This is a genomic window from Halomonas sp. B23F22_20, assembly GCF_043496985.1.
Taxonomy (GTDB): domain Bacteria; phylum Pseudomonadota; class Gammaproteobacteria; order Pseudomonadales; family Halomonadaceae; genus Halomonas.
Genome location: NZ_JBIEKH010000018.1, coordinates 93,234 through 106,599, shown reverse-complemented (window position 1 = coordinate 106,599; position 13,366 = coordinate 93,234). Strand labels below are relative to the sequence as shown.

The window sequence follows — 13,366 nt, the reverse complement described above, 5'->3', positions numbered from 1 at the left end:
TGTCGAAAGCATGAGGAGTCGGTGACATTGCTCCATTCCAGCTATCCACAACCACCCCGACAATGAACCGGCTGTGGATAATCGTGCGCCCCGGCCAGAGACGCGAACGCCCGCACGAGGCGGGCGTTGTAGCGTAGCCAGGGTAACGCGATTCAGTCCCGGGTGCCGCCTTTCATCTTGCGCAGCAGGGCGAGGATCGGGCCGGAGGCGACGTAACCACCGAACAGCAGCAGCAGCATCACCGAAGGCTCGATGGAGATGACCACGAACCCCAGTACGATGGCCAGCAGCACGACGAAGGGTACCGGCCCCTTGAGGTCGACATCCTTGAAGCTGTAATAGCGGATGTTGCTGACCATCAGCACGCCGGCGGCCCCAACCAGGAACAGCATCAACAACTTGAAGCCGAAAGCATCGGCATCGAAGCTGTGGAAGGTCCAGACGCTGGCGGCAACCACCGCCGCGGCAGAGGGACTCGGCAGGCCGATGAACCACTTCTTGTCGACGCTGCCGATCTGCACATTGAAGCGGGCCAGGCGCAGCGCGGCACAGGCCACGTAGAGAAAGGCCACCACCCAGCCGGTCTTGCCCACGTCCTGGAGGATCCAGGTGAAGGCGACCAATCCCGGGGCCACGCCGAAGGAGAGCATGTCGGAGAGCGAGTCGAACTCGGCGCCAAAGGCGCTCTGGGTATTGGTCAGACGTGCCACCCGGCCATCCAGCCCATCGAGCACCATGGCGATGAAGATGGCGATCGCCGCCGCGGTGAAATCGCCGTTGATGGCAGCTACCACCGCGAAGAAACCGGAGAACAGCGCCGAGGTGGTAAACAGGTTCGGCAGCAGGTAGATCCCCTTGCGACGAACCTTCTTGCCGTCTTCCAGCGCCTCTTCGACGACCTCCGATTCGCGCAGGAAAGTCTGGGCCAGGTCTTCGTCATCGTGCGATGGCGACGTTTTCTGCTCGCGGTTGCTGGGGTCCTGGCTCATTCGGTGTCATCCGTTGCGGCTTGGGTTGGCCCCATTCTACACATAGAGCCGCCGATGACTCATCGTCCGTAAACGCAAAAAGGGCGCGGATCTCCGCGCCCTTTCGTCGACTGCCGCCGGTCGAGTCCGATCAGTTCTTGGACTTGTCGACCAGCTGGTTGGCGGCGATCCACGGCATCATGGCACGCAGTTTCTCGCCGACCTGCTCGATGGGATGCTCGGCGTTGAGACGGCGACGCGCGGTCATCGAGGGATAGTTGGTATTGCCCTCGTTGATGAACATCTTGGCGTACTCGCCGGTCTGGATGCGCTTGAGCGCGTTGCGCATCGCCTCGCGGGACTGGTCGTTGATGACCTCGCCGCCGGTGACGTACTCGCCATACTCCGCATTGTTGGAGATGGAGTAGTTCATGTTGGCGATGCCACCCTCGTACATCAGGTCGACGATCAGCTTGAGCTCGTGCAAGCACTCGAAGTAGGCCATTTCCGGCGCATAGCCCGCCTCGGTCAGGGTCTCGAAGCCAGCCTTCACCAGTTCGACCGCACCACCGCACAGCACGGCCTGTTCGCCGAACAGGTCGGTCTCGGTCTCGTCCTTGAAGGTCGTCTCGATGATGCCGCTACGACCGCCGCCGATCGCCGCGGCGTAGGACAGGGCCAGCTCCTTGGCGGTGCCGGAGGCATCCTGGTGGATGGCGATCAGATCGGGGATGCCGCCACCACGGGTAAACTCGGACCGCACGGTGTGGCCCGGCGCCTTGGGCGCGATCATCAGCACGTCCAGGTCGCTGCGCGGCTCGATCTGGTTGTAGTGGATGTTGAAGCCGTGGGCGAAGGCCAGGGTCGCACCCTGCTTCAGGTTCGGCTCGATCTGCTGCTCGTAGATGGCCTTCTGGTTCTCGTCGGGCGCCAGCAACATCACCACGTCGGCGATCTTGGCGGCTTCTTCCACGGAGGCAACCTTGAGGCCTGCGGCCTCGGCCTTGGCCGCGGAGGAGGAGCCCTGACGCAGTGCGACGGTCACGTCGACACCGGATTCCTTGAGGTTGTTGGCGTGGGCGTGGCCCTGGGAGCCGTAGCCCACGATGGCTACCTGCTTGCCCTGGATGAGCGAAAGATCGCAGTCCTTATCGTAATAAACGCGCATGTGGATGCTCCTGGAAACGAGAATGAAGTCGATGTCAGCGTCGATGGCCACCCGCGCCGTCTTGCCGCGGCGCTGGGAGTCGGCACCCGGGCCCATGGCTCGAGTCGATGGGGAAACTTTACGCCAGGCACCTCATTGCGTAAAACGCTATATTTGCAATGCCACATCCCACAAAGTGAAACAATGCCGTATGGACATGCGCCCCCTCAGGCACTTCCTGGCCCTGGCCGACACCCTGCACTTCGGACGTGCCAGCGAGGCATGCCACGTCAGTCCTTCCACCCTCTCCCGCTCGATCCGTCAGCTCGAGGACACACTGGGCGTCGCCCTGTTCGAGCGAGACAATCGCCATGTGACCCTGACCCGACAGGGACACCACTTTCAGGACTATGCCCGAGATACCCTCGAAGAGTGGGAGCGGCTGCGTCAGTCACTGATGAGCGAAGCGCTGGCTCTCACCGGCGAGATCAGCATCTACTGCTCCGTGACCGCCAGCTATAGCTTCCTCTACGACCTGCTCAGCGAGTTTCGGACCCGCCATCCCGGCATCGAACTCAAGCTGCACACCGGCGATCCCGCCCAGTCGATGTCCCGGGTGCTCGCCGGCAACGAGGACATGGCGATCACATCTCGCCCGCGCCGCCTTCCCGAGGCACTGGCCTTCAAGTCGCTGACCCGTTCGCCGCTGGTGTTCATCGCGCCCAAGGCTCCTCAGCCCTGGATACCGAGTTCGCCCGAATCGCCAAGCGCCGCGCAGTGGCAAGACGTGCCCATGGTGCTCTCGGAATCGGGACTCTCGCGGGAAGTCAGCGACACCTGGTTCCGGGCACTAGGCGTCAAGCCGCGCATCTACGCCCAGGTGGCCGGTCACGAGGCGATCGTCAGCATGGTCAGCCTGGGCTTCGGCGTCGGCGTGGTCCCGCGTATCGTACTGGAAGCGAGCCCGCTGGCAGAGCGGGTCCGGGTGCTGCCGGTGAAACCGGAGCTGCCCCACTACGACGTCGGCCTGTGCGTGCTCAACCGTCGCCTGAAGAGTCCACTGATCGGCGCCCTGTGGGCGGAGGTCGAGGAGCGCGGCTGACATTCCTTCCAGGCACAAGAAAGCCGCCCCGTGGGACGGCTTACTGTGCGGATTGCGCGGATACCAACTTACGGCACGAGCGCCGTCGACAATTACAGCGACAGCACCTTGTCGCCGCGAGCAATCCCCGACACCCCGGTGCGCGCCACCTCGAGTAGCCCCACCGGAGACATCGCCTCCAGGAAGGCATCGAGCTTGCCGGCATCACCGGTGATCTGCACGGTGTACTGGCTCGGCGTCACGTCGACGATCTGCGCGCGGAAGATATCCACCGTGCGCTTGACCTCATCGCGGGCCGCGCCCAACGCCTTGACCTTGACCAGCATCAGCTCGCGCTCGATGTGGCTGCCCTCGGTCAGGTCGACCAGCTTGACCACGTCGATCAGCTTGTTGAGGTGCTTGGTGATCTGCTCGATCACCCGGTCATCGCCGATGGTGGTGACGGTCAGCCGCGACAGGGTCTCGTCGTCGGTGGGCGCCACGTTGAGGGTTTCGATGTTGAAGTTGCGCTGGGAAAACAGCCCCACCACGCGAGACAGGGCGCCCGGTTCGTTTTCCATCAGAATCGAGATGATATGGCGCATCAGGTCCGCTCCGTCTTGGAAAGCAGCATGTCACGCATGGAGCCCAGAGGCACCTGCATCGGATAGACGTGCTCGTGGGGATCCACGGCGACGTCGAGGAACACCAGCTCGTCGTTGTCGGCGAAGGTCTTCTCCAGCGCCGACTCGAGTTCCTCTTTCGTCTGCACCTTCAGGGCGGTAAAGCCATATGACTCGATCAGTTTCTGGAAATCGGGCAGCGACTCCATGTAGGAGTGCGCATGGCGGGACTTGTAGTTGAGGTCCTGCCACTGGCGCACCATGCCGAGCGAGGCATTGTTGAGGTTGACGATCTTGACGCCCCCGCCGAACTGCTTACAGGTCGAGAGCTCCTGCATCATCATCTGGAAGCTGCCCTCGCCGGTCACGCAGACCACCTGCTCGTCGGGGAAGTTCTGCTTGATGCCCATGGCCGCCGGGAAACCGAAGCCCATGGTGCCGAGCCCCCCGGAGGTGATGAAGCGGTTGGGCTTGTCGAACTTGTAGTACTGGGCCGCGAACATCTGGTGCTGCCCCACGTCGGTGGTCACGTAGGCCTGGCCACGGGTCGCCCGGCAGATCGCCTCGATGACCTCCTGGGGCTTGAGCACCTCGCCGTCCTTCGACGGCTCGTAGAGCTTGCCGAGCCGTTCCTCGCGCCAGCCGTCGATGGTCTGCCACCACTCGGTGAGCGCCTCGGGATTAGCGACCTCACGCCCCTGGAGCAGGCTGATCATCTCGTTGATCACGCTGCCAGCCGGCCCCACGATGGGCACGTCGGCACGCACCGTCTTGGAGATCGAACTGGGGTCGATGTCGACATGGACGATCTTGGCGGTGGGGCAGAACTTGGAGGTGTTGTTGGTCACCCGGTCATCGAAACGTGCGCCGATGGCAACGATCAGGTCGGCATGGTGCATGGCCATGTTGGACTCGTAGGAGCCGTGCATGCCCAGCCAGCCGAGGCACTGTTCGTCGCTCTGCGGGAAGGCGCCGATGCCCATCAGCGTGGTGGTGATCGGGAAGCCGAGCCGCTTGACCAGATCGGTCAGGCCTTCGCTGGCATCGCCGGTCACCACGCCACCGCCGGTGTAGAAGATCGGTCGGCGAGCCTTGAGCATCAGGTCGACGGCCTTCTTGATCTGACCGGTATGGCCGCGCGCCACCGGGTTGTAGGAGCGCAGCTTGACCTTCTTCGGATAGACGTATTCGTAGCGCTCGGTGGGGGTGGTCATGTCCTTTGGAATGTCCACGACCACCGGACCGGGACGTCCGGTAGAGGCCAGGTAGTAGGCCTTCTTGAGAACTTCCGGAATCTCGGTCGGGTGCTTGATCGAGAAGCTGTGCTTCACGATCGGTCGGGTCACGCCGACGATATCGGTTTCCTGGAAGGCGTCGTCGCCGATCAGGTGACTCATCACCTGGCCACACAGCACCACCATGGGAATCGAGTCCATGTAGGCGGTGGCAATGCCGGTGACGGCATTGGTGGCACCGGGGCCGGAAGTGACCAGCACCGTGCCCGGCTTGCCGGAAGCCCGGGCATAGCCGTCGGCGGCGTGGGTCGCCGCCTGTTCATGGCGCACCAGGATGTGCTTGACCTTGTCCTGGCGGAACAGGGCGTCGTAGATGTGCAGCGCCGCACCGCCTGGATAGCCATAGATATATTCGACGCCCTCATCCTGGAGGAAGCGGGCGATCATGTCCGCGCCGGAAAGCAATTCCACAGATGTTTCTCCCCTGGAGGTCTCGAGTGCGATCCGCGCCCCTGTCGGGCACGGGGTCGAGTGCGGCGGTATGCCGCTGCCGGTCTCGCCGGCACCTGATGCCAAACCCTGGCTTATCTAGGCCCGGTTGGGGCCAGCACTCTCGTCGGGAACGCTGATGCATGGCGGCGCTCGATCTTTCGTCGCGCGGCATCCATCAACGTATCCCTATCACGGCAGATCGCCGCGTCGGGGCATTGGCCAGGTCGGGCGGTTGGCCCGGACCCGGAAGTCCTTCGGCGAGTAAAGGCCCCTTGGCCTACCCTTCGCGCGGTAATGGGGGATCGCCCGCTGGAGTCCGCGCCCGATTATCAGGAAGGGTCAAGATTCCAATAGCGCCCGAAAAGTGTCAACCGCCTCATGGGGGACAAACCATCAATCGGTGAATTTACCGGCGTGTTCGCCCCTTTCGCGCCCATTGCTGCGACGAAAGTCTATACCGATTGACTCGCGACCGCGTAGGGATACTGCTTTAATGTTGCGGGTGACACGATTCACCTACCGAAAGGCAGTCGAAATCCACGTTCATGCTCCGAAAGCCTCGGGATTTCGCTCGCAAGATGAATCGATTCACCAATATCAACAATACCCAGACACCGCCTCACCAGAGGAGACGCACCATGTCACGCATCGTGCAATGGTCCATCACCGTGGCGCTGGCCGGCTTCCTGTTCGGCTTCGATACCGCGGTCATCTCGGGCGCCGACCAGCCCATCCAGACGCTCTGGGGGCTCAGCGACCTCCAGCATGGCCTGCTGGTCATGTCCATGGCCCTGTGGGGCACCGTGCTCGGTGCCATCACCGGCAACTGGCCGACCGACCGGCTGGGCCGCCGCGCCACCCTGCTGTTGATCGGCATTCTCTATCTGGTGTCCGCCATCGGATCGGCGCTGGCCACCGATCCCTACTGGTTCTCGCTGTTCCGCCTGCTGGGCGGCATCGGCGTCGGCATCTCCTCGGTCGCCGCCCCGACCTACATCTCCGAGATCGCCCCGCCCAAGTATCGCGGTGTGCTGGTCGGCCTCTACCAGTTCAACATCGTGTTCGGCATCCTGATGGCCTTCGTCTCCAACTATGCGCTGGGCGCGCTGCTCGACGACAACGCCTGGCGCTGGATGCTCGGCATCGAGGCCGTGCCCGCGCTGCTCTACACCCTGCTGATCAGCCGAGTGCCGCGCAGCCCGCGCTGGCTGATCCTGCATCGCAACGATATCGCCGGCGCCACCGAGGTACTGCGCCGCCTGGCTCCGGAGGCCGACGTCGACGCCCAGATCGCCGAGATCCGCGCCGCCGAGGACAGCGAGCAGCGCGCCCATGCCAGCCTCTTTTCCGGCCGCTATCGACTGCCGATCCTGCTGGCCTTCCTGATCGCCTTCTTCAACCAGCTTTCGGGCATCAACTTCATCATCTACTACGCGCCGCGGGTGCTCGAGGCCGCAGAACTGGGCGCCAGCACCGCCCTGCTCTCCACCGCCGGCATCGGCCTGGTCAACCTGGTGTTCACCATGCTCGGCATGGCGCTGATCGACCGACTGGGTCGCCGCACCCTGCTCTACATCGGCTCGGCCGGCTATCTGGCCTCGCTGGTGATGATTTCGCGCGCCTTCTTCCAGGGTGACCTGGGCGGGCTGGACGTGCCGCTGCTGCTCGGCCTGTTCATCGCCGCCCATGCGATCAGCCAGGGCGCCATCATCTGGGTATTCATCGCTGAGGTGTTCCCCAACCACGTGCGCGCCCGCGGCCAGTCTTTCGGCAGCTCGGTGCACTGGGTGTGTGCGGCGCTGATCACCCTGGTGATGCCCTGGGTGCTCGGCTCCTTCAGCGGCGGCCCGGTATTCGCCTTCTTCGCCGTGATGATGGCGCTGCAGCTGCTGTTCGTGATGTTCCTGATGCCTGAAACCAAGGGCGTCTCCCTCGAGGAACTGCAGAAGCGGCTGGTCCGCGAGCCCCGCGGCGAGCGCGCCGCCGTATCCGCCGCGGCACAGCGCTTCTGACGCTCTCGCACGAAAAAGCCCGCCGACACGCAACGCATCGAGCGTGCCGGCGGGCCTTGAAGACCATGACCGCCCGCGCCTTCTGGCGCGGGCGGTCTCGTTTCAGTGATGGAAGACCAAGCGACCGTCGTCGACCTCGACGCGAATCACGTCGCCCGGTGAGAATTGTCCGGCCAGCAGGTCTTGGGCCAGCGGATTCTCGAGGCGATGCTGGATCGCCCGTTTGAGCGGCCGCGCGCCGAACACCGGATCGAAGCCCACCACCGCCAACTGGGCCATGGCCTCGTCGGACACCTCGAGCCCCAGATCGTGCTCGGCGAGTCGAGCACGCAGACGGTCGAGCTGGATGCTGGCGATGGCCTGGATCTGCTCCTGCCCCAGGGCATGGAATACCACCACCTCGTCGATGCGGTTGATCAGCTCGGGGCGGAAGTGGCTACCCACAACGTCCATCACCGCCGACTTCATCTGCGCGTAGTCGCTGTCGTCACCGCCCATGCGCTGGATGATCTCCGAGCCCAGGTTGGACGTCATCACGATCACTGTATTACGGAAGTCTACCGTGCGTCCCTGGCCGTCGGTCAGGCGGCCGTCCTCGAGCACCTGCAGCAGAATGTTGAAGACATCGTGGTGGGCCTTCTCCACCTCATCGAGCAGCAGTACCGAGTAGGGCTTGCGGCGCACCGCTTCGGTCAGATAGCCGCCCTCTTCATAGCCGACGTAACCCGGAGGCGCGCCGATCAGCCTCGCCACGGAGTGCTTCTCCATGAACTCGGACATGTCGATACGCACCATGGCCTCCTCGGTATCGAACAGGAAACCGGCCAACGCCTTGCACAGCTCGGTCTTGCCGACCCCGGTCGGGCCGAGGAACAGGAAGGAGCCGTTGGGGCGATGCGGGTCGGCGAGCCCGGCCCGGGAGCGACGCACGGCGTTCGATACCGCGGTGACCGCCTCGTCCTGGCCGATCACGCGCTCGTGCAGCGCCTCCTCCATGCGCAGCAGCTTGTCGCGCTCGCCTTCGAGCATCTTGGCCACCGGGATGCCGGTCCAGCGCGACACCACCTCGGCGATCTCCTCTTCGGTGACGTTGGAGCGCAGCAACTGGTGCTGCGAGGTATCGGTCTCGGCGGCGCTGCTCTCGGCGATCTTCTTCTCGAGCCCGGGGATCACCCCGTACTGCAGCTCGGACATCCGCCCCAGGTCGCCCTGGCGACGCGCCTGCTCGAGATCGATGCGTGCCTTGTCGAGCTCGTCCTTGAACTGAGCCGCGCCTTGAATGCTCGCCTTCTCGGCCTTCCAGATCTCGTCGAGGTTGGCGTACTCACGCTCGAGTTCGCCGATCTGCTCCTCGAGGGAGTCGAGACGCTTCTTGGAAGCCTCGTCGGTCTCCTTCTTGAGATGCTCACGCTCCATCTTGAGCTGAATCAGCCGGCGATCGAGACGGTCCATCTCCTCCGGCTTGGAGTCGAGCTCCATACGGATCCGCGAGCAGGCCTCGTCGATCAGGTCGATCGCCTTGTCAGGCAGCTGGCGGTCGGTGATATAGCGGGTCGACAGCTTGGCGGCGGCGATGATCGCGCCGTCGGTGATGTCGACGCCGTGGTGCACCTCATAGCGCTCCTTGAGCCCGCGCAGGATGGCCACGGTATCCTCCTCGGAGGGCTCGTCGACCAGCACCTTCTGGAAGCGGCGCTCCAGGGCGGCGTCCTTCTCGATGTGCTGGCGATACTCGTCGAGGGTGGTGGCGCCCACGCAGTGCAGCTCCCCGCGCGCCAGCGCCGGCTTGAGCATGTTGCCGGCGTCCATGGCGCCCTCGGCCTTGCCGGCACCGACCATGGTGTGCAGCTCGTCGATGAACAGGATGATCCGGCCCTCCTCCTGGGCCAGCTCCTTGAGCACCGACTTGAGACGCTCCTCGAACTCGCCGCGGAACTTGGCCCCGGCCAGCAACGCGCCCATGTCCAGCGACAGCACGCGCTTGTCCTTGAGCCCCTCCGGCACCTCACCGTCGACGATGCGCTGGGCCAGGCCCTCGACGATGGCGGTCTTGCCGACGCCGGGCTCGCCGATCAGCACCGGGTTGTTCTTGGTGCGCCGCTGCAGCACCTGGATGGTGCGGCGGATCTCGTCGTCGCGGCCGATGACCGGGTCGAGCTTGCCGCTGGACGCCCGCTCGGTGAGGTCCAGGGTGTACTTGTCCAGCGCCTCGCGGCTCTCCTCGGCGTTGGGGTCGCTGACCTTCTCGCCGCCACGCACGCTATTGATGGCGGTTTCGAGTGCCTTGCGGGTCAGCCCGGCCTGACCGAGCAGCTTGCTCACCGCGTGGCGCATTTCCAGCGCCGCCAGCAGCACCAATTCGCTTGCGATGTACTGGTCGCCGCGCTTCTGGGCCTCGCGATCGGTGAGGTTGAACAGCTTGACCAGGTCGCGGGACGGCTGCACTTCGCCATCGAAGTCGGCGACCTTCGGCAGGTCGTCCAGGTGGCCCACCAAGCCATCGCGTAGCCGAGCGGCGTCGCCGCCGGCCTTCTGCACCAGCGCCTTGACGCCGGTATCGGTGGCATCCAGCAGCGCCAGCAGCAGGTGGCCGGGCTCGAGCTGGTTGTGGCCGTGTCCCACCGCCAGGGACTGGGCATCGGCCACGGCGTTCTGCAGCTTGGCGGTGAACTTGTCGAATCGCATTCGCTTTCCTCCGTCGGGAGGGCGGCACGAATCGGACGCGCCGCCTGTCCCAGTGTCATGGATCTTGACATCCTAGATGGCGTCAGGGTGGCCGGCTTTCAAGTCGGCCGCCAATGGAAGCGAGGGAGGATTGATGTGGATCAAGCGTCAGCTGGAAGCTGGAAGCTGGAAGCTGGAAGCTGGAAGCTGGAAGCTGGAAGCTGGAAGACAGCATGAACCCCGCCATCATGAGGTCAAGGGGTTTCTTCAAGCTTAAGCCCGCGAAGCGAGCGTTCTTCCAGGTGCGAAGCACCGCTCTTCGAGCTTACGTCCGCGAAGCGGGCATTCTTCCAGCACCTGGCGAAGCCGGGAACTTCCAGCTTCCAGGCGCGAAGCGGCGCTCTTCCAGCTTCAAGCTACTGGCCGGGCGTAGCCGCGTCTTATCGTATCCAGATCATGCTGGCCATGCGGCCGGTAACGCCGTTGTCGCGCCGATGGGAATAGAAGCGCGGCTCGCAGGCGGTGCAGAAATGGCCGCCGCTGACGTGGGCGAGCCCCAGCCGCTCGAGGCGCAGGCGCGCCAGCTTGTAGAGATCGCCCATGTAATGCCCCAGCCGATAGGGGCTCGGGTCGAAGGCCTCGACGGCCTCGGGCTGCACGGCGACGAAGGCCTGTCGCACTTCGCCGCCCACTTCGAACTGCGCGTTGGAGATCGCCGGCCCCAGCCAAGCCATCAGCGACTCGGGCGGTACGCCCATGGCCGCCACGGTGGCCTCCAGCACGCCGCCGGCGAGGCCTCGCCAACCGGCATGGGCCAACCCAACCCGCTGCCCATCTCGGTCGCACAAGAACACCGGCAGGCAGTCGGCGGTCAGCACCACGCAAGCGTGGCCGCGATCAAAAGCCACCGCGGCGTCGGCCTCGGGCGAATCCTCGGCATACTCCGACTGGACCCGGGCGCCGTGCACCTGGTCGAGCCACAGCAGCGGGCGGTCATCGCCGATCTCCTTGTGTAGCTGCCGGCGACACAGAGCCACGTGAGCGGGATTGTCACCCACGTGAAGGGCCGGATTGAAGGCCGCGAAATCGCCCTGACTGGGGCCGGTCTCGCGGGTGGTGACGCAGGCCGCCACCGAGGCCGGCGCGGGCCAGTCGGGGCGAATCAAGGTGGGGCGCAGGTCCAGGGCATCGCTCATGGCGGTTTCCTTAGCGTCGGGTCTCGCGATCTTCGCGCAGAAAGTCCAGCAGCATCAGCAGGTCGTCGGGAAGCGCCGCTCGGAAGCTCATGGTCTCACCGCTGGCCGGATGCACGAAGGCCAGCTTGCGGGCATGCAACGCCTGGCGGGGGAACTCGCGAAGCACCTCCTTGAGGGTCTCACCGGCTCCGGCCGGTAGCTTGAGTCGCCCGCCGTAGACCGGGTCACCGATCAGCGGGTAGCGCAGGTGAGCCAGGTGCACGCGAATCTGGTGGGTACGCCCGGTCTCCAGCTTGCAGCGCACATGGGTGTGGGCGCGAAAGCGCTCCACCACCCGGTAGTGGGTCACCGCCGGCTTGCCCGAGGCGTTCACCGCCTGGCGCTTGCGATCCTTGGGATGGCGTCCGATGGGCGCATCCACGGTGCCGCCGGCGGTCATCACCCCCACCGCAACGGCATCGTATTCACGGGAGACGGTACGCGCCTGCAACTGTTCCACCAGAGAAGCCTGGGCGGCCAGGGTCTTGGCCACCACCATCAGCCCGCTGGTGTCCTTGTCCAGGCGGTGAACGATGCCGGCGCGAGGCACCGCCGCCAGGCCGGAGCAGTGGCTCAGCAAGCCATTGAGCAGAGTGCCGTCGGGGTTGCCCGCGGCCGGATGCACGACCAGCCCGGGCGGTTTGTTGATCACCAGTACCTCATCGTCCTCGAAGATCACATCCAGCGGGATGTCCTCGGGTTCGAAGCGGGTGTCGTCCTCGATCACTGCCTCGAGGGCCAGCGCTTCACCGCCGTAGACCTTGTCCTTGGGCTTGGCGGGGCGGCCATCCAGTGTCAGGGCGCCGTCCTTGATCCAGGTCTTGAGGCGCTCCCGGGAAAAGTCGGCGAAGAGTTCGGCGGCGGCCTGGTCGAGGCGCAGGCCTGCCATGTGCTCGGGAACGCGATGCTGGGCTTGGAGGGTCTGGGACATGGGCTCGGTGATGGTCCGTCTGGGCGATGTGGCGGCCCCCGGCGATGCGCGTCATCGCGGTAGCGCGATGACTGCGTTTTGCCACGAGGTGCTTTATAGTGGGCGGATTCGGGCCGATTCTAGCACGGCCACCCAGGGTTGTTTGACACGAGGATCACGATGCGCGTTATCACGACCGGACCCCGCCTGGCCGCCATGCTGCTGGCGAGCGCCCTGCTGGCCGGCTGTGCCAGCACCGCCGAGGAAGAGGCCCCCGACCTTAAGGAACGGCAGCTTTACGAGGAAGGCCGCGCGGCCTTGGAGGGCGGCCGTTACACCACCGCCATCAACCGCCTCGAGGCCATCGATACCCGCTTCCCGTTCGGCGACACCGCCGAGCAGGCCCAGCTTGAGCTGATCTACACCTACTATCAGACCAGCGACTGGGAGAAGGCCCGCGCCGCAGCCAGCCGCTTCATTCGCCTCCACCCTGATCACCCTCAGGTCGATTACGCCTACTACCTGCGCGGGCTCTCGGCCTGGCAGGCCGGCCGCTTCAGCCTCGAGGGCCTGAAGCTGATCGATATCTCCAAGCGTGACCTCGGCGCCACTCGCGATGCCTACTCCGACTTCCGCGAGCTCATCCAGCGCTTCCCCAGCAGCCAGTATGCGCCGGATGCCCAGCAGCGCATCGTTTACCTGCGTAACCTGTTGGCCCGCCATGAGCTGCAGGTCGCCGACTTCTATCTGCGCAAGGGCGCCTATCTGGCCGCCGTGGAGCGCGGCCGCTGGGTGATCGAGCACTACCCTCAGGCGCAAAGCACTCGCGATGCCCTGGCCGTCATGGTCGAAGGCTATATGGGCCTCGACATGACCGAGCGCGCCCGCGAAACCCTGCGGATACTGATCGATAACGCCCCGGACCACGAGCGTCTCGACGGCCGCACCTTCGACCCGCGCTACGTGGACGCGGCGCCCCTCTCCGCCTGACAACTGTCG

At 64.9% G+C, this 13,366-nt stretch carries 10 protein-coding genes; 3 read left to right on the top strand and 7 right to left on the bottom strand.

What is annotated here, in order from left to right:
* Positions 1-152: 152 nt before the first annotated feature.
* Both pssA and ilvC read right to left on the bottom strand, forming a co-directional pair.
* Positions 153-989, bottom strand: coding sequence for a CDP-diacylglycerol--serine O-phosphatidyltransferase (gene pssA / locus ACGTN6_RS15565; protein ID WP_394593241.1), 837 nt, complete (start codon positions 987-989; stop codon positions 153-155).
* A gap of 130 nt (positions 990-1,119) precedes the next feature.
* Positions 1,120-2,136 (bottom strand): ketol-acid reductoisomerase, encoded by a 1,017-nt coding sequence (gene ilvC / locus ACGTN6_RS15560; protein ID WP_394593249.1) that lies wholly within the window; start codon positions 2,134-2,136, stop codon positions 1,120-1,122.
* Positions 2,137-2,326: 190 nt separating this feature from the next.
* Here ilvC and ilvY point away from each other — a divergent pair, with 190 nt between their 5' ends.
* The gene (ilvY, locus tag ACGTN6_RS15555) at positions 2,327-3,217 is read left to right on the top strand and encodes an HTH-type transcriptional activator IlvY (RefSeq protein WP_394593239.1); all 891 of its coding nucleotides are present in this window, start codon (positions 2,327-2,329) and stop codon (positions 3,215-3,217) included.
* Between the two features lie 92 nt (positions 3,218-3,309).
* On the opposite strand, the gene ilvN is transcribed toward ilvY, so the two are convergent.
* Together ilvN and ACGTN6_RS15545 are read right to left on the bottom strand one after the other, a co-directional pair.
* Positions 3,310-3,801 (bottom strand): acetolactate synthase small subunit, encoded by a 492-nt coding sequence (gene ilvN / locus ACGTN6_RS15550; RefSeq protein WP_183389876.1) that lies wholly within the window; start codon positions 3,799-3,801, stop codon positions 3,310-3,312.
* Entirely contained in the window at positions 3,801-5,525 is a 1,725-nt protein-coding gene (locus tag ACGTN6_RS15545) for an acetolactate synthase 3 large subunit (protein WP_394593235.1), read from the bottom strand. The genes ilvN and ACGTN6_RS15545 overlap by 1 nt, the downstream gene beginning before the upstream one ends.
* A gap of 566 nt (positions 5,526-6,091) precedes the next feature.
* Here ACGTN6_RS15545 and ACGTN6_RS15540 point away from each other — a divergent pair.
* Complete coding sequence (locus ACGTN6_RS15540; protein WP_394593233.1) at positions 6,092-7,558, top strand: sugar porter family MFS transporter; 1,467 nt, start codon at positions 6,092-6,094, stop codon at positions 7,556-7,558.
* Positions 7,559-7,660: 102 nt separating this feature from the next.
* On the opposite strand, the gene clpB is transcribed toward ACGTN6_RS15540, so the two are convergent.
* The 3 genes from clpB to rluD form a co-directional block, all read right to left on the bottom strand.
* Entirely contained in the window at positions 7,661-10,243 is a 2,583-nt protein-coding gene (clpB, locus tag ACGTN6_RS15535) for an ATP-dependent chaperone ClpB (protein ID WP_394593231.1), read from the bottom strand.
* Between the two features lie 419 nt (positions 10,244-10,662).
* Complete coding sequence (pgeF, locus tag ACGTN6_RS15530) at positions 10,663-11,418, bottom strand: peptidoglycan editing factor PgeF (RefSeq protein ID WP_394593228.1); 756 nt, start codon at positions 11,416-11,418, stop codon at positions 10,663-10,665.
* Between the two features lie 10 nt (positions 11,419-11,428).
* Positions 11,429-12,388 carry a 23S rRNA pseudouridine(1911/1915/1917) synthase RluD gene (rluD, locus tag ACGTN6_RS15525; RefSeq protein ID WP_394593225.1) on the bottom strand — a complete coding sequence of 320 codons (960 nt, stop codon included), beginning with the start codon at positions 12,386-12,388 and terminating at the stop codon, positions 11,429-11,431.
* A gap of 159 nt (positions 12,389-12,547) precedes the next feature.
* On the opposite strand from rluD, the gene ACGTN6_RS15520 reads away from it, so the two are divergent.
* The gene (locus ACGTN6_RS15520; protein WP_394593222.1) at positions 12,548-13,357 is read left to right on the top strand and encodes an outer membrane protein assembly factor BamD; all 810 of its coding nucleotides are present in this window, start codon (positions 12,548-12,550) and stop codon (positions 13,355-13,357) included.
* Positions 13,358-13,366 lie beyond the last annotated feature (9 nt).

What these genes read in the sequence shown, in the direction of transcription:
- ilvY (WP_394593239.1), top strand. Translation starts at nt 2,327, where the DNA reads ATGGACATGCGCCCCCTCAGGCACTTCCTGGCCCTGGCCGACACCCTG.
- ACGTN6_RS15540 (WP_394593233.1), top strand. Translation starts at nt 6,092, where the DNA reads ATGCTCCGAAAGCCTCGGGATTTCGCTCGCAAGATGAATCGATTCACC.
- ilvN (WP_183389876.1), bottom strand. Translation starts at nt 3,801, where the DNA reads ATGCGCCATATCATCTCGATTCTGATGGAAAACGAACCGGGCGCCCTG.
- pssA (WP_394593241.1), bottom strand. Translation starts at nt 989, where the DNA reads ATGAGCCAGGACCCCAGCAACCGCGAGCAGAAAACGTCGCCATCGCAC.
- pgeF (WP_394593228.1), bottom strand. Translation starts at nt 11,418, where the DNA reads ATGAGCGATGCCCTGGACCTGCGCCCCACCTTGATTCGCCCCGACTGG.
- rluD (WP_394593225.1), bottom strand. Translation starts at nt 12,388, where the DNA reads ATGTCCCAGACCCTCCAAGCCCAGCATCGCGTTCCCGAGCACATGGCA.
- clpB (WP_394593231.1), bottom strand. Translation starts at nt 10,243, where the DNA reads ATGCGATTCGACAAGTTCACCGCCAAGCTGCAGAACGCCGTGGCCGAT.
- ilvC (WP_394593249.1), bottom strand. Translation starts at nt 2,136, where the DNA reads ATGCGCGTTTATTACGATAAGGACTGCGATCTTTCGCTCATCCAGGGC.
- ACGTN6_RS15520 (WP_394593222.1), top strand. Translation starts at nt 12,548, where the DNA reads ATGCGCGTTATCACGACCGGACCCCGCCTGGCCGCCATGCTGCTGGCG.